This window comes from Gordonia sp. IEGM753 (assembly GCF_050321825.1).
In the GTDB taxonomy this organism is placed as follows: domain Bacteria; phylum Pseudomonadota; class Gammaproteobacteria; order Pseudomonadales; family Pseudomonadaceae; genus Aquipseudomonas.
In genome coordinates this window covers 37760-59525 of record NZ_JBNQGB010000001.1, presented here as the reverse complement: position 1 = coordinate 59525, position 21766 = coordinate 37760, and the positions used below count along the sequence as shown (strand labels likewise).

Sequence of the window (21766 nt, the reverse complement as noted above, 5' to 3'; positions counted from 1 at the left end):
CTCAGTGACGCTCCGAAATCGCCATCTGCTCGTTGAACTCATCACGCGGCAGGAACGGGTACAGATCTTCCAGAGCGCCGGTTTCCGGTTTGCCTTGTTCGTTGATTCGCGTCATGACACGCGGCACCCGCGCCTCTTCGACTTGAACCAACACCTCACAGATCACTGGACCGCTTCGTTCCAGTACCTCACTCAAAGCGGCATCCAGTCCATCGTGCGCATCAATACGTGCATAACCAACACCATATGCAGCAGCTAGTTGCTGCAGGTCAGGCAGCTTCAAACCGCTGGTGTCGTCTGCGCCGACGAGCAATTTGAAATGCATATTCTGCGAGGTGCGGATCGAGGCATAACCCTGGTTGTTGATCACAAAGCATTTGACCGGCAGGTTCTGCGCGGCCAGCGTGGCCAGCTCCTGGATGTTCAATTGCACGCCGCCATCGCCTTCGACACAGATCGTCTGCTTGCGGCCCGCCGCCAGGCAAGCACCAATGGCCGAAGGAATACCGAAGCCCATCGAGCCGGTCCCACGGTTGTGGAAGCAGCGCTGGCCTTTCTTGAGACGCAGATTGAGCAGGAACAATTCGGAAGCAAAACCGGAACTGCCGGGGGCAATCACATCGCCCTCTTTCAGCAGCTCGGACAGTCGATCAGTGAAGTGATACATGCTCACGCCTTCGCTGTCATCGGCGTGCTCAGCCAGCAGCAACGGATAGCGTTTACGCCAGTCTGCGATCTGTGCCAGCCAGCCATCGAAGGCAGGTAGAGGCGCGGCTTTGATACCAGCGACCAGGCCTTCGATGAACGGTTTGACGTCTGCCACCACCGCCACTTCGACCGGCATCTGCAACTTGGCAATTTCCGCCGCATCGATATCGACAACGATTTTTTTCGCATGCGGGGCAAAATGCGCGTGGTTGTATGCGGTGAGCGCCATGTCCAGACGCGAACCGAGCACGATCAGCAGGTCGCAGTTCTGCAAAGTAAAATTGGCCCAGCGCGGCGCGATAGAGCCGGGACGGCCGCCGTACAGAGGATGATCGTCCTCTATCACATCCATCGCCAGCCAGGTCGGCATGATCGGAACACCAGCGCTTTCCACCAGCGCATTGAACGCATCGACAGCACCCGCCATACGGATACCGCTTCCGGCGATGATCCCCGGGCGCTTGGCGGTTTTCAGCAATTCCAGAGTGCGGGCCAACGACTCGGTGATGTCGACAGACGCAGGCACGAGCGGCAACTTCGCGCGGCGCAACTGCGAAGGGTCGATCTGCACAGCTTGCATGTCCAGCGGCACGTCTAGCCAGACTGGACCGCGACGACCAGTCAGCGCCGCGTGTTCCAGTTCATCGAACACTTCAGCAATAGCCAAGGGGTCAGTCAGGGTCACCGCGCGTTTGGTGATTGAGGACACGATGGAGACGATGTCGGCTTCCTGCACACCCAACATGCGCAAACCGGTACCGGCCTTCAAATCAGCGGTCTTGACCTGACCCGAAATAAAGAACACTGGGGTGGAATCGAGCCAGGCGCCGAGGGTAGCCGTCACCGCGTTTGTAGCGCCCGGCCCACAGGTGGTCATGCAAGCACTTGGTCCACCCGTGAGCTTGCCTGCTGCTTCGGCGGCAATGCCGGCGGCCTGCTCATGCAAGCACAGGATCGGCTCAAGGTCAGGATGACGTCCCAGGGCATCGTTCAAATGCATGGCGCCGCCACCTGGCAGGAAATACACCTGCTTGATGCCCAGCTCTGCCAGTCGATTCATGATGTAGTCAGCTACACGCATTTTGGTACTCATCGTTCAAACCCCAGTTCGCCGAGCGCTCGGCTCAATTCAATTGATTCAGAAAATCCAGCGCCGACCAGAATCCGGCACCGTGATCCTTGTGGCCTTGCCACACTTCCGGAATAAAGCTCACTTGCGGATACGCTTTGAGCTGCGTCCAGGTCGCCGGCCAGTCCACATCACCGGTGCCCATGAGCACGCCCTCGCCGTTGCTGCCTTTGGCGTCGGCCACGTGCAAGTGCGCGGAGTACGGCAGCAGCAGTTTCAGCGCTGCCTGGAAATCCAGCTCAAAGTGAAAGCAGGCCATTTGCAGGTGCGAGAGATCCAGGCACAGACGCAGGTTCAGGGCCTTGGCTTGTTCAGCGAGTTCCTGCGGCATCATGAAAATGTTCTGGTGACGCTGACCGCCGAAGTGCCATGGGAACGGCGCCATATTTTGCGGAATCAGCTCGGTGCGACCGAAGTCGACCTGCGCGCAGGACTCCTGGAAGCGGCGATACAACTCGGCACGCTGACTGACCGGGAACGGCTCGTCTGCCGAGAAGCCGCCGATGTTGGCGACGATCAGCAGCGAGTCGGCATTCGGGAAGAATTCGGCGATTTGCAAGGTGGCGTCGACCACCCGTTGCAGGTTGGCGATCGAGCGCTGGCGGTAGTCCAGGTCATCGGCCACCAGGTCCAGCAACTCGCTGTTCTCGAACAGCTCCGGGGCATGCACCACCAAGCGCGAACACTCGACCTGACGCAGATATGCCTGCGGCGCCACGCTCAGGTCGCGGTAGGACAGATGGAATTCGAATAAATCCGGTTTGATCCACTGCTCGTACTGCAGGAAATCGTGATACCGCACCGGCACGCCCCACAGAATCGGCATGGCGAATTCACGGCGCACTTCGGCTTGCTCGGACAGGTCGCTGTCGAACAGAAAATCACCTTGAGGAATTGCGCGTCCTGCCTTCTTGCCAAGCAGATCGATCAAGCGATACGGCGGTAGACCCTGACCGGGACTGGCTACGCGCAGCATGCTCTGCTCGAATACTTCACCGGGTGCGATGGCACGAGCGGCGATCACGCTCTTGCCAAGATTCTCGCGGTTGAGCAATTCGCCCTGGCTGGCGTGACGACCGGGTCCGGTCCACGGCAAGGCCTTCTCGACCTGACGAATGCCTTCGACCAGTTGACGGAATTCTTCCGGCTCGAGGCTGGCGAGATGGTCCGGCCCTTCCATACCGCGGTCGAGGGTGATGTGGCGCTCGATCAACTTGGCACCCAATGCAACGGCGGCAATGCTGATGGCGGTGCCACGCTCGTGGCCGGAGTAACCGATCAGGCCGTGCAGCTCGCGCAGGCGCGCCAGATAACCGAGCTGGATGTCGGTTTCCGGCGCCGGGTAAGTGCTGTTGCAATGCAGCAACGCGAAGGGCACGCCCAAACCGTTCAACTGCTCGATGGCGCGGACGATCTCGTGCTCCAGGGACATGCCCGTGGACAGGATCAGCGGCTTGCCCAGTTGTGCAGCCTTGGCGATCAGGTACGGGTTGCACAGGTCGGCCGAAGCGATTTTCAGCGCCGGCACGTCAAAGTCGGCGAGGACTTCGACGCTAGGCTCATCCCATGGAGTGCAGATGTAGCTGATGCCTTTTGCCGCACAGTACCGACGGATTTGCAGGTGTTCATCGACGCTCAATTCAACCTTGTCGAGCAAGTCCTGGATGTACTCGACGCCCAGGTCCTCGGCGCGCGAACCATCAGCCTTGCGCCGATAGAGCGCTTCACGGTTGCGCAGTTGAAACTTGACGCAATCAGCGCCGGATTCGATCGAGGCATCCACCAATTGTTTGGCCAGCTCTACCGAACCGTTGTGGTTGTTGCCCACTTCGGCGATGACAAAAGTGTGGTCGCCACCGATGACAACGCCATCGATGCTGAAGGTTTGCTTGCTCATTGAATTTTGGTCCGCCAGGAAGTGACACCGTTGGATTCGAAACGGAAATCAGTGGTTCGGCAGCCAAGCTCGCGGACTTTGGAAGTTACGGCCTGGCGGTGCTGGGGCTGCACGAAGAACAGGAAAAAGCCCCCGCCTCCGGCGCCAAGTAATTTGCCACCCAGCGCGCCGGCGGCCAGCGCGCTGTCGTAAATCTGGTCGAGCACGCCATCGCTGACGGCACGGGAAAACTGGCGCTTGAGCATCCAGCCCTGATGCAGGCAACGGCCGAAATCATGCAGCTCGCCGCGAATCAGGTGATGGTGCATGTGACGGCACAGCGCCACGCTTTCAGTGATCAGCAGGCCTTGGGCATTTTTGCTTTCCATTTCTTCGCGCTGCTGCTCATGCAGCTTGCCGGAGTCGTGGGAAATGCGCGTGTCGCAGAGCACCAGGCACTCTTCAAGTTCGTTGCAGATCGAATCCTCGAGCCGAATCGGATGCACCAGGTTTCGACCTTCCTTGAACTCGATAAGGTTGAAACCACCGAAGGCAGAGGCGTATTGATCCTGCCATCCACCAGCAATGCCGAAGCACAGTCGCTCGGATTGAAACGCCAGCTCGGCGACTTCGTAGGTGCTCCAACGATCTCGGCGCAGTTCATTGAATGCGGCAATAACCGCCGTGGTGACGGCCGACGAACCGCCAAGGCCAGAGCCCACGGGAAAATCGGAACGGATATAAAGATCAAGACCGTAATTGGGCTGAATCACCGAAACGATGGTTGCCAGCAACCCCTTGTCGCCATGCCCCAACAAGTCGGCTATGGAGGCGTAATGTTCTTCGGTGCCAAGGTCTTCAGAAAAAATCCGGATGACGTTATCGGTCCGCGGGATCAACGTGGCGTGGGAATAAAGACCCACCGTGCAACTAAGAACCGCTGCCGGGTTTTCCACGAAGTAATACGTGAGGTCGGAACCACCGCCGCTAAAGCTCATCCGCACAGGAGCTCGTGCCCGCGCCAAAACCGGCACTTCCTGATTAGCCGCCAGTCGCGCAGGCGTGACCACGTCGACCAGATAGCCATCGACATCCACCACCGGGATTGCGTTGTAGCTCAGGTCGAAGATCTTGAGCATTTCTTCGCGTGCTGCACCAAGCTTGACCGAGCGATAGTCGGTGTTCATGCATTCGGTGACCGGTACCGTGGTTGCACCGCCTTGCAGCAGGTATCGGCGCAGATCGCCGTTGGTCAAGACGCCGGCCAGACGTCGCTCATCGTCCACTACAAAAACGATCTGCAGGGCACCGGACTCTATGCACTCAACCGCATCGAGGATGGTCTGATGGGTGTAAATCGTCTGGCTTTTTACCAACTGATTCATGCGCTCGCGACCTCCTGAAAAGCCGACTTGAATGCGCTCAGCGAGTCCGGCGTGCCAATATCGATGAATGGGCCCGAATACTCACCGACCTTCAGCGATTGGCGAGCAATCAACTGGGGCAGAATCTCCTGCTCCATCGAACAGGCTCGCAACGCAAACCCGTCCAGTGAGTCGATCGCGAAACCGTAAACGCCAGCGTTCACCAGACCCGGCCCGTGAATACCCTTCTCGTTCAACGCAAGCAGTTGCAAGTTGTCCGAGCAGCTCAGGCTGCCGTAGCGCGAACGGTCTTCAACCTTGACCCCGACCAGTACATCCTTCGTCGCATTCATTGCCAGGTGATAGGCCGAGTGATCGAGCCAGGTATCGGCGTTGAGCACCAGATAACGGCCGTTGGGTGGTGCTTCGCACAGTGCTTGCAACACTGCACCGCCGGTGCCCATCGGCTGCTCCTCAACCACTAGCTGCAGGGACAGGCCCGATTCGGCAGACAACGCCGGCAACAATTCCGCCAACTGATCGGCACGGTAATGCGCGCACAACACCGCGTCGCTGATACCAGCCTGTTTCAGTTGCGCCAGGACCAGCGCCAGGAATGGTCGACCATAGATGTCGACCACGGCTTTTTGCGAACCTTGCAGCACAGCGCTGAGGCGCGTACCGAATCCGCCGCAAAGGATGTAAGCGCGCATCAGTGGGCCAACCCGAAATACTGCTCCAGGCAGCATGCGACATGTCCGAGGTGTTCTTCACCGAGCCCCGGCCATACGCCCACCCAAAAGGTATCGTTCATGATTTTGTCGGTGACCGTCAGCTCACCGCTAACGCGGAAGTTGCGACCTTCCATGTACGGCTGACGCACCAGGTTGCCGGCGAACAGCAGGCGTGTACCGATGCCTTTGCTGTCGAGGTATTGCAGCAACTCGACGCGCTTGATGCCGCAGCCGTCACGCAACGTCACGGGAAAACCGAACCACGAAGGATCGCTGTTCGCAGTGGCTTGCGGCAGGATCAGGTAGTCGGCGCAGTTCGCCAGACGCTGGCGGAGCCACAGGAAATTGCGTTTGCGCGCCTCGGTGAAATCCTCCAGTCGATCCATTTGCGCCAACGCACAAGCGGCCTGCATGTCGGTGATTTTCAGGTTATAGCCAAGGTGCGAATAGGTGTACTTGTGGTCGTACCCTTCCGGCAACTGGCCCATCTGCTTGCAAAAACGCTGCTTGCAGGTGTTGTCCTGGCCGGGTGCGCAATAACAGTCGCGGCCCCAGTCCCGAAACGATTCCATGATGCGCGCGAGCAACGGGCTGTTGGTGAAGACCGCACCGCCCTCCCCCATGGTGATGTGGTGTGCCGGGTAGAAGCTCAGGGTGCCTATGTCGCCGAACGTGCCGACCAGTTGCCCGTCGTAGGTCGAACCGAGGGCGTCGCAGCAGTCTTCGATCAGCCACAGTTTGTACTTGTCACACAGCGCGCGGATGACTTTCAGGTCGTAAGGGTTGCCCAAGGTGTGCGCGAGCATGATCGCCTTGGTTTTGGGGCCGATAGCCGCTTCGATCTTGGCCGGATCGATGTTGTAGTGCGGCAGTTCGATATCGACGAACACCGGCACTGCACCGAACTGCAGGATCGGGTTGACCGTGGTCGGGAAACCCGCCGCCACACCGATGACTTCGTCACCCGGCTTGATCGCGCGATCACCCAAGCGCGGCGAGGTCAGCGCAGAAAACGCGACCAGGTTCGCCGACGAGCCTGAGTTGGTGGTCAGCACACACCGTCGGCCCAGGTATTTACCCAAGCGCTTTTCGAAAGCGTCATTGAAGCGCCCGGTGGTCAACCAACCATCCAGCACCGCTTCGGTCATCGTTTGCAGTTCGCCTGCGCCGATCACCTTGCCGGCGGGCGGCACAGGGCTCTGGCCGGCGACGAAGACTTTAGGTGCCAGTTCCAGCTGCGCATAACGCCCAACCAACTCGACAATTTGTTGGCGCAACTGATCCGCAGTACTTTCACTCATGGGTATCGCCTTGGTAGTCCGCAATTTGCTTGCGGGTAAAGGTGTGCATGTCTTCGCCGTGTTGCCAGGCGAGGTTCCAGGCCAGCGTGCGTTCGAGCGTGGTCGCCAATGACCAGCGCGGCGTCCAGCCCAGCTCTTGACGAGCCTTGCTTGAATCGAGCGCGAGCAACCCGGCTTCGTGGGGTTGCGACTGGGTATCGACCGACCAACGAACTGGCGTCGGCCATAATTCAGCCAGTTGGCCGACGATGGTTTCGACGGTGGCAACACTGCTGCGCTCAGGCCCGAAGTTCCAGGCACTGGCGTACTTTTCGCCGTCCTCGAACAACCCGCGAGCCAGCATTAGGTAACCCATCAACGGTTCTAGTGCGTGCTGCCATGGACGCGTCGCGTTGGGATAACGCAGGACTACTTCTTCGTTGTTTTGCCAGGCGCGGAACACATCCGGGATCAACCGTTCCGGCGACCAGTCGCCGCCACCGATTACATTGCCTGCCCGTGCAGTGGCCAGCGCTGCTCCGGACGCCTGCAGAAAGGAATTACGGTAGGACGCGCAGAGCAATTCCACACAGGCCTTGCTGTTGCTGTACGGATCAAAACCGCCGAGGGCGTCGTACTCGCGATAGGGCAAAACCCACTCGCGGTTTTCGTAGCATTTATCGGTCGTGACCACCACCACCGAGCGAACGCTCGGGCAATGACGCACGGCCTCCAGCACATTCACTGTGCCCATGACGTTGATGGCATAGGTCTGGACCGGCGTGCGATAAGCTTCGCGTACCAGCGGTTGCGCCGCGAGATGGAACACCACATCGGGCTGGAACGCCTGCAAGGCCAAGGCGACTGCCGCTTCATCGCGAACATCCGCCAGGTCGCCGGCAATCAGACGGTCCACTCCGGCCACCGACCAGAGCGCAGGCGTGGTCACGGCAGGCAAGGCGAAACCGCGTACATCAGCGCCAAGTTGCTGCAACCACAACGCCAACCAGCCGCCTTTGAAGCCGGTATGGCCGGTCAGGAAGACCTTTTTGCCCGCCCAGAATCCGTTCACTGCCAGAGCTTCCATTCGGCGTTGCCGCTGTTCCAGCGCTCTTCAAGGAAAACGCGGTCACGCAGGGTGTCCATCGGTTGCCAAAAGCCATGGTGCAGGTGGCTCATGAGCTGGCCCTGCCGCGCAAGGTTGCGCATCGGTTCGTATTCCCAAGTGGTCGAATCGTCTTCGATACCGTCGAGCACACTCGGCTCCAGCACGAAGAAACCACCGTTAATCCAGCCACCGTCGCCTTGGGGTTTTTCCTGGAAGCCTCTGACGCAGGCGCCTTCAAGCTCCATCGCGCCAAAGCGGCCTGGCGGCTGCACCGCCGTCACGGTGGCTTTTTTGCCGTGTTGTCGGTGGAAGTCGATCAGCTCGGGAATGTTGACGTTCGATACACCGTCGCCATAGGTCAAGCAGAAGGTATCGTCACCCAAGTATTCGCGAACGCGCTTCAGGCGTCCGCCGGTACCTGTGGTTTCGCCGGTATCGACCAGAGTGACGCGCCATGGCTCGGCTTTACCCTGATGAATGTGCATGCTGTTTTTGGCCATGTCGAAGGTCACGTCCGACATGTGCAGGAAGTAGTTAGCGAAGTACTCCTTGATGACGTAGCCCTTGTAGCCAAGGCACACCACAAAGTCGTTGATGCCGTAGTGAGAGTAGATCTTCATGATGTGCCAGATGATTGGCTTGCCACCAATTTCGATCATCGGCTTGGGCTTGAGGTGCGACTCCTCGCTGATGCGAGTACCCAATCCCCCCGCCAGAATTACTGCCTTCATGTGCTTCTCTCAACTGTGGGCGACATCGACTTCATTGAATCGCTGGCCATTGGCAAGGGACGCCAATAATTCGGCGTCTGCGCGATTTACTCGGGCGCAGACACCAGAAAGCAATATTGGTGCCACAGGAAAACAAGTGCTGGCAGGCCCCGTTTCGAAAGGGCTGCAGCACGCGACACAGACAAAAAAGGCCCACCGTCAGGTGAGCCTTGTTTTGTTGACGCTGACTAATATCGAACGTTGATTCTCAGGCTGTGGCTTGCTTGACCAGGGCCGGCCAGTCAATGCCGACCACCGGCCCGAGCTCAAAACCAGAGCCATAGGCGGCCAGGTTTTTGTTGTAGAACCGGTCGTGCCCCAACGCCTCGATCCACTTCTCGCCAAACGCCTGACGAGCCTCTGCAGAATGTGCCATCACGCCCGACTGGATGACTTGCACATGGGGTGTCCACACCGTCAGATAACCCGCTTGACCGACGCGCAGGCATAGATCGACATCACCGAACGCTTCGGCAAAGTGTTCCACGTCGATGCCGTCAGCCGCTTCGAACAACTGCTTGGAGATCATCAGGCATGCAAAGGACACTGCCGAGCAATTCTGCTCCACCACCAACCGATTCATGTAGCCCATGGCCGTCTTCGGCTCACCCACGAACGGCGAACCCACACCGTCGTCGAAACCCAGGATCAAGCCAGCCTGAGTAACCCGACCTTCCTGATCGATGAGCTTGGCACCGGCAATACCAACCTCCGGGCGCAGCACTTGGTTGAGCAAGGATTCGATCCAGTTGACGTTGACCACTTCACTATCAGCCGCCAGCGTAACCAGGTATTCGCCTTGGGCGTGCTGGCTGGCCGCATTGATGAGACTACCCGTTGCCAACCCCGGCTGGGCATTGAACAGGTGAACGCGATTAGCCTGTGGCCCCTGGCTATCTAGCCATGTGCCTAACGACGTCGCGTAAGCCGAATCGTTCGCAAGCAGCAGTTCGTAACGCTGGTAGCGGGTACGCTGGAGTACGCTGCGAATGCAGCGCTGCAAGGTTTCAAGATCGCTGACGCCATGCAGGATGATCGACACCATCGGACGCTCGGTGAAGCGGTAATCGATTTTGTGCGTGCCTGGCACCAGCGTGCTGACGTCAGCTTGGTAGCCACGGGTGGCAAGATGGCGCAGGAGTGTCCGACGCTCATCGGCACTGGCATTTTCGTCCGGCGCCCGACCAATAAGTAGCGGCTCGTCCAGATGCGCGAGACCGTCCAGTCCGCCCTGCTCAATCAGACGCAACAGCAAATCAAACTCCAGCGCTTTCTTGAACTCGCGCGAGTAACCACCTGTCTCGACCATGACATCCCGACGAACCAGCCAGTGGCGCGCCATCAAGCCCGGATAGCTTTGCAGCAGATCCAGGTTGAAGCCCGGACGGAAGACATCGGCCAGTGTCCCACTGTCCTGTCGCTGAAACTCATCCATGGCGACTGCACGACACTGCGGCGCCGCAAGCAGCTCCAGGCTCGCCTGATACAGGCCACTTGGCGTCAGCTCCTCACCCGCCTCAATCAACACCATCCAGTCGCAATCCGTCTGGCTGACCGCCTGATTGATCTTGTCGACGTAGTTGCTTTCGTTGACCTTGACGAAGTGCAGGGTGTTTTGCAGCGTGGTTTCGGCCGGCAGATCGCCGGTGGTAAACACAATGATCTTGAACGCTCTGCAATAGCTGTTCATAACGCTATCAAAGGTTGCCTGCAGCTTGAAGATGTCAGCGTCCAGATCCAGCAACAGAATGCCGAATGTCGGGCCACCACCGTTGCGTGCCAGGTGCCGGCCGATGTCCTTGACCTGAGCGGCGCTCGGCTCACGAGCCTCCAGCCACTGCATCAATTGACCAGAGCGTGTGGCATCAAACAAGCGACCGTTATCTTGCAGCGTCGCAGCCGCCAAACGCTGGCCCCACGCGAGAATTTTGTGCGCATGTTCTTTTTCGCCTTCGCTTTGCAACACGCGGCCCAATTGCTGCACTACATCCTGATTGAATGCATAAGTCTGGAAGGCTTTCAGCAAGCGCTCATTGAGCGGCTCAGCGCTGGCGTTGCGGTGTACGCGCGACAGTTCTTTCTGTTTGAACATTGCCGCTTCGAGCTCATCAAGTTGCAACCGGCCTGTCGGCACTGCGTGGAGTAGAAACTCGAGGCCTGTAAGCACGTCGAAAAAAGCCTGATTATAAAACGGCAACTCAACGTATTGCGTCGGTTCGAAACGACGAACCGGCTCGCCGAGATGAGAATCCCAGCGTGACTCGAACAACTTTTCAGTGATCGCGCCAAACGTGATGCTGTTGCGTTGGTGCAGCGCGTACGGAACAGGCAGCAGGCGCACTTTGGCACCTTCCGTTAGTCCATTGGAGTAGCCGTTTTCCTGCACGGTTGGGTTGAAGTCCGCAGCGAGGTTGCTGTACCAGCGCTGCAATACGGCCGTGCGAGTCACCGCGGTCGCGAGAGAGGGCGAGTCACTGGCCAACACGGCCAGCCGAGCTTCAGCCGAATCATCTTCGTAGTCTTCGCAGCCCTTGCGGTCACGCAGATAATAATCGACACGATCGGCATGCGCTTCGAATGCCAGGCTGTAACCCTGGCAGGTACCGTAATCGGCATTGGCCTCAAGGAAAGCCAAGGATTGATCAATCGCCGTAGGCAACAGGAAGCTTTCGGCTTCGGCCACTGCCATGTAAGGCGTGGTGATCCGATCGATCACCCGGCGGACCCTGACGCTGAAATGCTCAACACCCTGCGCCGGCGCATGCACATATTGAACCCTGGGAAACGTCACGGCGATGTCGACGTCTGTTTCGAGCGACGAATCCACAACCAGTACCGCGCACGATAAATTACTGTAGTAACGCAATGCACGGCGCAACGTTCGCGGTTGATCGTGGGCCAACAGCACCAGTGTAAGCCGCTCGTTTAAAGGAGCAGCGGTTCCATTCGTGAAATTAATTTGCATATGAATTCCTATAACGAGCGGGTCGCCAGATCAGCGGCATTACGTTCTATTGGCTGTTCGATGTTGGCTTTCAATCCGGCAGCCAGCCATCGGCCCAGTACTGCAGGTTATCGCCGCGCAACATGAAATCGCGCAAGACCACTTCGCGCAAATCGTCACCCATTCGATAACTGGCAGCCGGGTCCGACAGATGCATGCGAATCGCCTGCAACCATTCATCGGTGCTGTTGGTCAGGACTCTTGTACACGGCAAATGACCACGATATGCCTCAGTGTCGGAGCAAATCACCGGATAGCCGCAAGCACCGTATTCGAGCAATCGCAGGTTGCTCTTACAATCGTTGAAGATATGAAATTCCAAGGGCGCCAACGCAAGATCAAGATCCAGACTTGCGAGTTTTTCCGGGTACGCCGAGAGGCTGACGCCAGGATGGAACTCGTGGACATAGGGCCTGAGCAGATCGGGACACATGCCGAAAAAGACCCACTCGACTTCATCTGCTAATTCGCGGACCACATCAGCGATGAGCTCCAGGTCGCCGCGATGACTGGTACCGCCACCCCAGCCGATGCGCGGCTTGTTCGAGGTGCGACGCTGGCTCTTAAGGTGCGCCCACAGATTAGGTGCCAGCATGTTAGGCACCACCCGAATGTTGTGGTGCATATCACTGAGGACACCCGCCAGCGCATGCGTCGACACCACTACCCTGTCGCACATGCCAATGCCTTTGCGCATCAATGACTCGATATTATCGGGCATATTACGGGTGTGTTCGTTCTTCTCCGGGATCCGCGCGACATAATCGTCCAACTCGTAAATACGCATGGCCCGGGAATAGTTTTTCACTTGAACGATGTCGTTGATTTTACCGGTGTTGTAGCGGCCCTGCAGAATGATGACGTCAGGCGATTGCCGTTCAATCTCAATGATTGAGGGCATGTCGTACGCCACTCGGCCAACGATTCGCCCTGCCGCTTGCAGCTCGAACAAAGGCTGGCTGACGCGGTAGTGTCCGATCGCCGAACTGTTAAGCGCCAACCCTAGAATCGACGGCGCATTGCGCGTAAATAGTGGATTCCATCCCGTGCGCTGCCCTGGATTAAGGCCAAAGCTGTTGCCGCTCAGATTCAGGTTGCGGTTGTATGAGGGATCATTAGCAATTTGTGGTAACCAGCGCTGGTAGAACGCCTCTTGCTCGAGCTCCAGCTGCTGTTCACGCAGTTCTTCAATTCTGGTGTGTGCGGAAGGCGCCAGCACTACGCTGGAGAAGGGTGTGGTGACGATCAGGTAACCGTCCTTGCCGACCCGCAGGCACAGCTCAAGGGCGTTGATGCCTTGAGTACTGATGGTTTCTTCAAACGCACCAACACCGTCAAACACCGACTTGCGGACCAGCAAGCAATGGCCGCTGACCGCGCTCCAGTTCTGCACCACCTGCAGGCGCTGCATATAGCCGCCCGAAGTCACTGGCTCGTTGATAAACGCCCGGCCCGCCAAGCCATTTAGCCCCAGCACCAAGCCGGCATCGATCACATTGCCTTGCAGGTTGAGCGTGCGCGGCCCAACGATCCCGACTTCTGGACGCTGCGCATGGTTGAGCAACTCGTCCAGCCAACGCTCGTCGTGGGCCACGCAATAGGGGCTGAGAAACAGCAGGTATTCGCCACGCGCCTGTTGTGACGCGAAATTTTTGACGGTCGCATCATTGCCGCTCTCCGGCTGATAGAAAATGCGCAAGGTGTCAGTGCCCAACTCGGCCATGGCCTTGAGCCAGTTCCGCACTTCAGCGCTTTCGCTGGCATTGTCGACGAGGATGATTTCGTAACGGGTATACGCCGTTTTGCTAATCAGACTATTGATGCAGCGCTGTAGCGCCATCAACTCGTCGTTGACGGTAATGATGATCGACACCAGCGGACACTGCGCATACTGGTACTCGATTCGCGGAATCAATTTCAACATCGGTCCCGGATGCAACACGTGACTGATTCCTATGCGCTGCAGATGCGCAGTGATCAGTTGAGCGTTCTTCTCGATCACTTCAGGAAGGGAAAGCCACTGTGCAAAGGTAAAAGTCGATTCAACCTGTACTTCAGCAATGTGCCCGATAGCGTTCGTCCCGTCCGTTTCGACCAGTCGCCAGATCGCGTCATGAGGTGCCAGCTCACCCAGCGTCGAGTCAAAGCCGCCCAGTGCAACGAGACGTTGGCGTTCAAACGCAAGGGTACGACCGACATAGGGATATCCGCGCATCAAGTCGAGATTGAAGTCGGGCTTGAAGATTGGCTCGGCGGGCTCGTCGTCTACCAGCGCACCTTCGTCACTGAAAATACAGGATGCGCCCGGCATGCCGACAATCCGGTCAGCCAGAACCAGCAATGCGGATTCGGTCAAACGATCACCGGCGCGAAGCAGGTAAACCCAGTCGGCTCCATTTAGCGCTGGCAGTAACTGATTGAGTTGCTGTGGCCAGTCGGCCCGCAGTGGAAGGCGCTGAATACCGTCACCGAGGTCCCCTGCACCGTTCGATAACAGCAGCACCGATTCACAGGCATACGTTTGGGAGGCGATACTTTGGAGGGTAACGTCCAGCCCGTAGGCGTCATCGTTCGAATCAATGATGATCGGGACGATGGCAGGACGATGCGGCCATCGCGCAATCTGCCGTGACAACACCTGCTTACGCGACGGACTGAAACGGCGGCAGTCGATCCATTGCGCGTAGAGATCAGCGTAGCTTTCGGTGTCCGTGCCGACCTGAACCAGCATGATGCCTTGGCGCGAAGCCATCACCGTATACAGATTGAGCTCATCCCATTCACGGGTTTCTGGCGTGGTGAGCTCCTCCAGCATCACGTAGCGCACCCAATCGGTGGCGGGGGCCAGTTCGCCGCTGCGCTGAGCAAGCATCTGCTCCAGCCATCCCCACTCGACAACGGACGCAGACACCATGTCCGGGCGTTTGCGCAGGCGCTCTGGATACAAGCGCTCGATACTGCCAACGTTGCTGAGCTGCACCAGGTTGCCTCGTCGCAGCAAACAAATGAACAAGGCAAAATCAAGCAGTGCGACAAACCCGGCCTCAGGCTGAGCCAAGGCAGGCAGCAATGAAGCGATGTCTGCCCGACGCATCAGCGCGCAACTGAATCCGCCAAGTATATTACGCGGCGTTTTCTCGAAACTGGCCAGCAGGTCCTCGCCCTTGAACAGCGCGTCGAACGGAGTAAGCCCAACGTTCTCCATGCGAATCGGCAAGACGTAATCGTCGGCATCGACCACGTGATGCTTGCTCACCACCAACAACACTTCGGCATGCACGCTCAAAATGGCAGCCTGCTGGCTGATCGTGGTCACCAGCAGTTGATCGTCATCACATAAAAACTTGATGAACTCGCCACGACTTTCTTCGAAACACCGCAAGAGATTTTGTTGGAAACCGAGGCGCTCAGGATTGTGTGAGTAGCGCACAACCACGCTCGATTCTGCGACCAACGAAGCTACTATTTGCTCGATTTCATCCGTGCGGCAATCATCACAAATGACGATTTCAAGGTTTTCGTAAGTCTGGTCGAGCGCACTTTGCAATGCCGCACGAAAAAAACGCGGGTTGAACGCAGGGATGGCGATACTGACAAGAGGAATAGGTTTCACACGCGTGACTCTCGACCGGCGGGCGTCAGCTCCGCGAGAGAGCAAAACGTCCTGAACCGTAAAGGTAGAGGATCAGGGATCGCACGGGCATGCGACCCCCGCTCTGGATCAGACTTTGTTGAACAGGCCCAACTGCGCGATTTTACTGAACGCCAACTGCGAAGCTTGCAGCATGGTTTGCTGCAGGGTCAGGCGCGTCATTACTTCGGCCGGATCCGAATCACGGATCGTCGATTGCGTCTGAGTGTTTGCCAGCACCAGCGCCTGGTTGGTGTCGCTTTGGGTATCCAGCGCCGATCCGCGACCGCCTACCGAACTCAGGCCTGCGGACACTTGATCGATACCGCTGGCTAGGTTACCCAAGCCTGCTGTCATCGCCGCTTGTTGTTTCTGAGTTGCTACAGCATTGCCCGTAGTCGGGGTGTTCAATGCAGTTTTCAACTGGCTCACGGTGTCCAGAATGTTCTGGGTCTCGTGAGTGTTGACAGCCAAATTGAACTGGTCGCCGGCAACCAGAACGTTGGTCGCAGTGTTGTCGAGTGTGAACTCCACACCGGATGCGGTGGCCTTGTTACCCACCATCGTGCCGCTGGAGACCGGTTTGCTGTCGGCAGTAATCGGTGCAGCGTACAAATCGAACGCGGTATCGCTGGTGAATTTCAGCACCGCCGAGCCACTTGGGAAGCTCGCTTTGTAAGCGGCAGGATCGGTAACCTTGGTGCTGGTAGGCTGAACCGACCCGGTGTTGCCGGGTCCGCGAGACACGTTGAACGTGTCAGGCGTGGATTGCAGGGTGAAATTACGCCCAGTCAGCGTCGCGTTGGGGTCGTTGAAGCTCAGCGACAAGTCGACACCGCGAAAACTGATGCTTTGATTCGTGCCGTTGGTGATGACACCGCCCTGCGTCGCTTCATTCGTCACGTCGTTGCCGAGCCCGTCCGTGATCTTTAACTGAGTGCCGCTGACAAAATCCACTGTGTACGGCTCGCCGCTGCGGAATTTGCTGTTGTACGAAACGCTGGATGAAACCTGTCCGTTGGACAGTGTGACGAGGCCGTCATTCATCGACCCGGTCACCTGGGTGCGCGCGGTGTTGACCGCTTGCTGAAACACTTCCCAACCGGTGCTATTGGTGGCCATCGACATGTTGTCGCCGACCGGCAGGTTCAGGGTCGACTGGTCGCCGTTGTAGCTGTAGGTGCCATCGCTGTTGCGCGTAAACGGAACGGTATCGCCCTTGGAACCGGCGAAGATGTACTTACCGTTTTCATCCTGGCTGTTCATCAAACTCAGCAGTTGCTCTTCAATCTGGCCCAGTTCAGAGGCGTTGGCCTGACGATCGGCATCGGTATAACCGGCGTTGTTTGCACCAATCGCCAACTCCTTGGCGCGCTGCAGCACGTTGTTGATACTGGTCAATACCGACTCGGTCTGACCCAGCGTCGCCTTGATGGTGTTGGTATTGGTGGCGTACTGATCAAGCATCGAAGCTTGTTGCCCCAACTGCAGCAAGCGCGACGCACCGACCGGATCATCGGCTGCGGTGTTGACGCGAACCAGGCTGCTGGCCTCTTCGCTGCTTTTGACCACGTTGGCGAAGTTTTTCTGGTAGTTCGCTGCAGAGGACTCGTAAAACTGGGCGGTAGAAATGCGCATGGGCTACGACTCCTTAAAGACTGTTGATCAGTGTGCTGAAAATTTCCTGCGCAGCCTTGATGATCTGCGAAGAGGCGGTGTAGTACTGCTGATACTTGACCAGGTTGCCGGTTTCCTCATCGAGGTCGACACCGGACAACGAATCACGTGCGCCTTTGGCGTTGGCCAGGATCGCAGTGGTGGCGGCGCTGTCGAGCTTGCCCTGGGCAGCCTTGGCGCCTACGCCTTCGACCAGTTTGCCGTAGGCGTCGGTCAGGGAAATGCCTTTACTGCTCGAACCGGTGTCCACGGTTTGTGCGGTTTGCAGGCCAGCCAATGCCGTACCGTTGCGGTTATCCAGGGTACCCGGTTGGCTCAACGTCACATTGATCGCAGTGCCGTTGCCTGGGGCACCGGCAACCGTCATGTCAAACTGTGCAGTGCGCTGCACAATGGGCGGGCCTGGGTCGTTGATCGGTGCGCCGCTGGCGTCGGTCAACGGGATGCTCAGGCTCAGCGTGTTGTTCTCGCCAGGCTTGATGGTACCGCTGCTGATCACCCCGCCTTTGGCGTCCAGAAACTGGTAGGCCTGGCTGGTACCGTCAGCAGACACAGCACCAAACAAGACTTTGACCGGTGTCGAGTTCTTGAGGCCGTTCTGCATCGCCGTGGCGGTTGCCGAGTCGTAGATGTCGAACTGGGTAGTCAGCTTCGGCTGGCCGCTCGCAGGAATGGTCAGCGTACCGCTGCCACCCGCCGCAATCTCCGCGCCCAAGGGCGCCGCAATGGCCAGACTCTTGGCGTCTGTCATCTCTATCTTGATGTTGCCAGCCGCGTTACGCGTCGGGGTGATCTTGAAGGTATCGCCGGCAGCTGGAGTGCCGGTGAAATTCATTTTGAAACCATCGATCACTGGCGCTGGCGGCGTGGCGGTGCTGTAGCTGCCCATAGACGTGTTGTCCGGCAGGCGCTGCACGGTGTAGTCGGTGGCGCTGGTAAAGGTGACCTTGTAATCATTGATGGTCAGCTTGCCCGAATCCTCGATGCTCACGTCAACGTTGCCGGTGCCGGTGTTATTGCCCGAAGCGATGCTGCGCTGCGCCATTTGCGCCGCGCTGTTGATGCTGTTGAACAGGTTCGAACCGAAGTTGCCGTTCTTGTCGATACCTTGGGCCTGGATGCTGTTCATCTGATCGGCGACGACCAATGCCACACGACCCAATTCGTTCATGGCCGGGTCCAGGACAGTGCTGCGATAACGCAGCAAACCGCCGATCTCGCCACCCGTCATGATCGAGGTGATATCGATAGTGCTCGAACCGCGATTGAGCTGCAGAGCCAAACGATTCGGGTCGTCTTTGCCCGGCACTACTTCGAGTTTGTTGACCGTGTTGCCCATGACCAACGGCTGGCCGCTGCCCAGATAGATGTCGAGGTTGCCATCACGCTCAACCACCTGCGCACCGGTGAAGGTCGACAGCTGACGCACCGTCTCGTTACGCGCATCGAGCAGTTCATTGGGCTGGCCACCGGAGCTGGAAATCTCGGTAATCTTCTGGTTCAACTGGGCCACGGTTGCGGCCAGTTTGTTGACCTGATCGGCCATGTTCGTCAGGTTGCCGTTGATGCTGGTGTTCTGCGCGTTCAACTGCGTCGACATCGAGTTGAAACGGGCCGCCAGCGCCTGGGTGTCGCTGAGCAACAATTGGCGGGAAGCATCGTCGCCGGGCTTGGCGTTGACGTTTTGCACCGAAGCAAAAAACTTGGTCAGTGCACCGTTAAGGCCGGTACCGCTGTCCGACAGCAAGGTATCCAGCGGCGTGACCTGGCCTGCGTAGGCCGCCGCATCGCTATTGAGCGCGGTGGTGGTCTGCAACTGTGCATCGAGGTAGCTGTTGTACACCCGGCGCACATCGGCAAGGGTGGTGCCAGTGCCGATGTATACGTTGCCGAACTGCTGCGAGGACTTGGTGCCCTGCACGGTTTGCTGGCGTGAGTACCCGGCGGTATCAGCGTTGGCAATGTTGTTGCCGGTGGTCGCCAACGAGGATTGGCTTGCGGCCAGCCCGGACATCCCGATATTGAGCAAACTCATGGTTCAGACCTTAACCTTATGCCTTATAAAGGCGTGGTGGAAACGCCCGCCGCAGCGTAGTTCTGGTAACTAGTCATCTGCTTGGCTATCTGCGAAATCTTGCTTGCGTAGTCGGGGTCGGTTGCGTAACCGGCCTTCTGCAACTCGCGTACAAACTGTTCTGGGTTATCGGCCGACTTCACGACATCTTGATAGCGATTATTGGTTTGCAGCAAAGTGACGAGGTCATGGAAGCTGTCCTTGTAAGAGGCGTAGGACCGGAACTCTGCCGTCTCCTTGACCATCTCGCCGTCCCTGAATTCGCTGGTGATCGCTCGCGCCGAATCGCCCTTCCAACTGCTGCCGGCCTTGATGCCGAACAGGTTGTGACTGCTGCTGCCATCCTGGGAGCGCATGACCGATTTGCCCCATCCGGTTTCCAGCGCGGCCTGGGCCACCAAGTAACGCGGATCGACGCCGATGCGGTCGGCTGCTTCCTTGGCCATCGGCAGCATGGTGTTGACGAATTCGTCAGCTGAGCTGAAGGCTTTCTTCGCCGGCGCCAACGGGATTTGCGCCATGGCACGGCCGTAAACCTGCAGGCGTGCGCTGGTGTCGGAATTGGCTTGCGAGGCCAGCCAGTCGCCATTGAACAGTGGACCGGCTCCGGTCTTGACGGCCGGCGTGGTTTGCTCAGGCAACAAGGTTTTGTTGATCGCCGTGTTGTTGGCGGTCGAGGCCGACGGCACCAGACCGGCGAGCAAACGGTCCGCCAGTTTCGGCGGCAATGCCAGGCGTCGCTGATTGATCAGTGCCATGTCGTTGCGATGTGCGCCCTCACCCGTCGCTTGCGGTGCATGGACCGAGCGCGACGCCCACAACGGACGCTCACCATTGAGCCTCGACAACGGCCCGTGGGTGGCAACAGTGCCAGCAGCAATCGGCGTTTCAACCGCGGCTTTGGCGGCAGCCTGTTTGGCCGCCGATGCCGCAGCAGCTTCACCCGGTGCCATCGGTTTGTTCTTCGACATCTGACGCATCAGCACGTCCGCCAAACCAATACCACCGCCCTCGCGAGACATGGAAACGGCCAACTGCTGGTCGTACATTTCCTGGTACTGCTTGGCGGCAGGCGTATTCAGCGGATTGTCCTTGCCCAGCGCTTCAGTGGCCGAACGCATCGACTTGAGCATTTCGCCGAGGAACAACGACTCGAATTCCTGCGCAACCTTGCGCATGTTCGCGTCGCTGTCCTTGTCGCCCACTTTCAGTTGGTTCAGGCGATTAAGGTCCGAATAGGAGCCCGAATCGCTGCTGCTGACCAATCCGCTTTTGCGCATGTCCATGATCTACGTCCTCAGATCACGATCAGGTCGGCTTGCAACGCGCCGGCCTGCTTCAACGCTTCAAGGATGGCCATCAGGTCACCCGGCGCCGCGCCGACCTGGTTCACCGCACGAACGATTTCGTCGAGGGTGGTACCCGGGCCGAACTTGAACATCGGTTTGGCTTCTTGCTGGGCGTTGACCCGCGAGCGCGGCACAACCGCCGTCTGGCCATTGGACAGAGGACCTGGCTGGCTGACGATCGGGTCTTCGGTGATCGTGACGGTCAGGCTGCCGTGGGTCACGGCGGCCGGGGAAACCTTGACGTTCTGGCCGATCACGATGGTGCCGGTCCGCGAGTTGATGATGACTTTCGCCACCGCCTGACCCGGATCGACTTCAAGGTTTTCGATGATCGACAGGTAGTCCACGCGTTGGCTCGGGTCCAGCGGTGCACTGACCCGAATCGAACCACCATCGATAGCCTGGGCAACGCCTGGGCCGAGCATGTCGTTGATCTTGTCGACGATGCGTTTGGCCGTGGTGAAATCGGAGCGGTTGAGGTTCAGCGTCAGGCTGTTGCCCTGGTTGAAACCACTCGGCACCGAACGCTCCACCGAGGCACCCCCAGGAATCCGGCCGGCCGAAGGGACGTTGACCGTAATCTTCGAGCCGTCGCGACCTTCAGCATCGAAACCGCCAACCACCAGGTTGCCCTGGGCGATGGCGTAGACGTTGCCATCGATACCCTTGAGCGGTGTCAGCAACAAAGTGCCGCCACGCAGGCTCTTGGAGTTACCGATGGACGACACGGTGATATCGACCTGCTGGCCCGGTTTGGCAAATGCCGGCAAGTCAGCACTGATCGACACCGCAGCGACGTTCTTCAATTGCACGTTGCCCGAGCCTGGCGGCACCTTGATGCCGAACTGCGAGAGCATGTTGTTGAAGGTCTGCAGGGTAAACGGGGTCTGCGTCGTCTGGTCACCGGTGCCGTTAAGCCCGACCACCAGGCCATAGCCGATCAATTGGTTGGAGCGCACGCCGGAAATGCTGGCGATATCCTTCAGGCGCTCGGCTTGAGCGTTGAAGGATGCCGACAGCATCAGGGCAGCAACGATGAGACTTCTGAAATTCAACGTAGCC

13 protein-coding genes are annotated in these 21766 nt (G+C 58.4%); all 13 read right to left on the bottom strand.

Translation table 11 applies throughout. The features are described 5' to 3' along the window. Position 1 precedes the first annotated feature (1 nt). Positions 2–1801 carry a thiamine pyrophosphate-dependent enzyme gene (locus ACQR3R_RS00260; protein WP_428269906.1) on the bottom strand — a complete coding sequence of 600 codons (1800 nt, stop codon included), beginning with the start codon at positions 1799–1801 and terminating at the stop codon, positions 2–4. Positions 1802–1832: 31 nt separating this feature from the next. After that, positions 1833–3734 carry an N-acetylneuraminate synthase family protein gene (locus tag ACQR3R_RS00255; protein WP_428269905.1) on the bottom strand — a complete coding sequence of 634 codons (1902 nt, stop codon included), beginning with the start codon at positions 3732–3734 and terminating at the stop codon, positions 1833–1835. After that, positions 3731–5098: a GHMP family kinase ATP-binding protein gene (locus ACQR3R_RS00250; RefSeq protein WP_428269904.1), complete on the bottom strand. Its 1368-nt coding sequence runs from the start codon at positions 5096–5098 to the stop codon at positions 3731–3733. The genes ACQR3R_RS00255 and ACQR3R_RS00250 overlap by 4 nt, the downstream gene beginning before the upstream one ends. Beyond that, complete coding sequence (locus tag ACQR3R_RS00245; protein ID WP_428269903.1) at positions 5095–5790, bottom strand: sugar phosphate nucleotidyltransferase; 696 nt, start codon at positions 5788–5790, stop codon at positions 5095–5097. The genes ACQR3R_RS00250 and ACQR3R_RS00245 overlap by 4 nt, the downstream gene beginning before the upstream one ends. Next, the gene (gene rfbH / locus ACQR3R_RS00240; protein WP_428269902.1) at positions 5790–7112 is read right to left on the bottom strand and encodes a lipopolysaccharide biosynthesis protein RfbH; all 1323 of its coding nucleotides are present in this window, start codon (positions 7110–7112) and stop codon (positions 5790–5792) included. The genes ACQR3R_RS00245 and rfbH overlap by 1 nt, the downstream gene beginning before the upstream one ends. Next, positions 7105–8178: a CDP-glucose 4,6-dehydratase gene (rfbG, locus tag ACQR3R_RS00235; protein WP_428269901.1), complete on the bottom strand. Its 1074-nt coding sequence runs from the start codon at positions 8176–8178 to the stop codon at positions 7105–7107. The genes rfbH and rfbG overlap by 8 nt, the downstream gene beginning before the upstream one ends. Beyond that, complete coding sequence (rfbF, locus tag ACQR3R_RS00230) at positions 8160–8930, bottom strand: glucose-1-phosphate cytidylyltransferase (protein ID WP_428269900.1); 771 nt, start codon at positions 8928–8930, stop codon at positions 8160–8162. The genes rfbG and rfbF overlap by 19 nt, the downstream gene beginning before the upstream one ends. Positions 8931–9177: 247 nt before the next feature. Next, on the bottom strand, positions 9178–11934 hold the full coding sequence (locus ACQR3R_RS00225) for a TIGR00180 family glycosyltransferase (protein ID WP_428269899.1): 2757 nt from the start codon (positions 11932–11934) through the stop codon (positions 9178–9180). 70 nt (positions 11935–12004) lie between these two features. Next, on the bottom strand, positions 12005–15586 hold the full coding sequence (locus tag ACQR3R_RS00220; protein WP_428269898.1) for a glycosyltransferase: 3582 nt from the start codon (positions 15584–15586) through the stop codon (positions 12005–12007). A 108-nt stretch (positions 15587–15694) separates the two neighbouring features. Then, positions 15695–17242 (bottom strand): flagellar hook-associated protein 3, encoded by a 1548-nt coding sequence (locus ACQR3R_RS00215; protein WP_428269897.1) that lies wholly within the window; start codon positions 17240–17242, stop codon positions 15695–15697. 13 nt (positions 17243–17255) lie between these two features. Next, positions 17256–19316 carry a flagellar hook-associated protein FlgK gene (flgK, locus tag ACQR3R_RS00210; RefSeq protein WP_428269896.1) on the bottom strand — a complete coding sequence of 687 codons (2061 nt, stop codon included), beginning with the start codon at positions 19314–19316 and terminating at the stop codon, positions 17256–17258. 23 nt (positions 19317–19339) lie between these two features. Continuing rightward, positions 19340–20641, bottom strand: a complete 1302-nt coding sequence (gene flgJ / locus ACQR3R_RS00205) for a flagellar assembly peptidoglycan hydrolase FlgJ (RefSeq protein ID WP_428269895.1) — start codon at positions 20639–20641, stop codon at positions 19340–19342. Between the two features lie 11 nt (positions 20642–20652). Beyond that, on the bottom strand, positions 20653–21759 hold the full coding sequence (locus ACQR3R_RS00200) for a flagellar basal body P-ring protein FlgI (RefSeq protein ID WP_428269894.1): 1107 nt from the start codon (positions 21757–21759) through the stop codon (positions 20653–20655). Positions 21760–21766 lie beyond the last annotated feature (7 nt).

Excerpts from the sequence above, each read along its gene's own strand:
- ACQR3R_RS00260 (WP_428269906.1), bottom strand. The coding sequence starts at position 1,801 with ATGAGTACCAAAATGCGTGTAGCTGACTACATCATGAATCGACTGGCA.
- ACQR3R_RS00255 (WP_428269905.1), bottom strand. The coding sequence starts at position 3,734 with ATGAGCAAGCAAACCTTCAGCATCGATGGCGTTGTCATCGGTGGCGAC.
- ACQR3R_RS00250 (WP_428269904.1), bottom strand. The coding sequence starts at position 5,098 with ATGAATCAGTTGGTAAAAAGCCAGACGATTTACACCCATCAGACCATC.
- ACQR3R_RS00245 (WP_428269903.1), bottom strand. The coding sequence starts at position 5,790 with ATGCGCGCTTACATCCTTTGCGGCGGATTCGGTACGCGCCTCAGCGCT.
- rfbH (WP_428269902.1), bottom strand. The coding sequence starts at position 7,112 with ATGAGTGAAAGTACTGCGGATCAGTTGCGCCAACAAATTGTCGAGTTG.
- rfbG (WP_428269901.1), bottom strand. The coding sequence starts at position 8,178 with ATGGAAGCTCTGGCAGTGAACGGATTCTGGGCGGGCAAAAAGGTCTTC.
- rfbF (WP_428269900.1), bottom strand. The coding sequence starts at position 8,930 with ATGAAGGCAGTAATTCTGGCGGGGGGATTGGGTACTCGCATCAGCGAG.
- ACQR3R_RS00225 (WP_428269899.1), bottom strand. The coding sequence starts at position 11,934 with ATGCAAATTAATTTCACGAATGGAACCGCTGCTCCTTTAAACGAGCGG.
- ACQR3R_RS00215 (WP_428269897.1), bottom strand. The coding sequence starts at position 17,242 with ATGCGCATTTCTACCGCCCAGTTTTACGAGTCCTCTGCAGCGAACTAC.
- flgK (WP_428269896.1), bottom strand. The coding sequence starts at position 19,316 with ATGAGTTTGCTCAATATCGGGATGTCCGGGCTGGCCGCAAGCCAATCC.
- flgJ (WP_428269895.1), bottom strand. The coding sequence starts at position 20,641 with ATGGACATGCGCAAAAGCGGATTGGTCAGCAGCAGCGATTCGGGCTCC.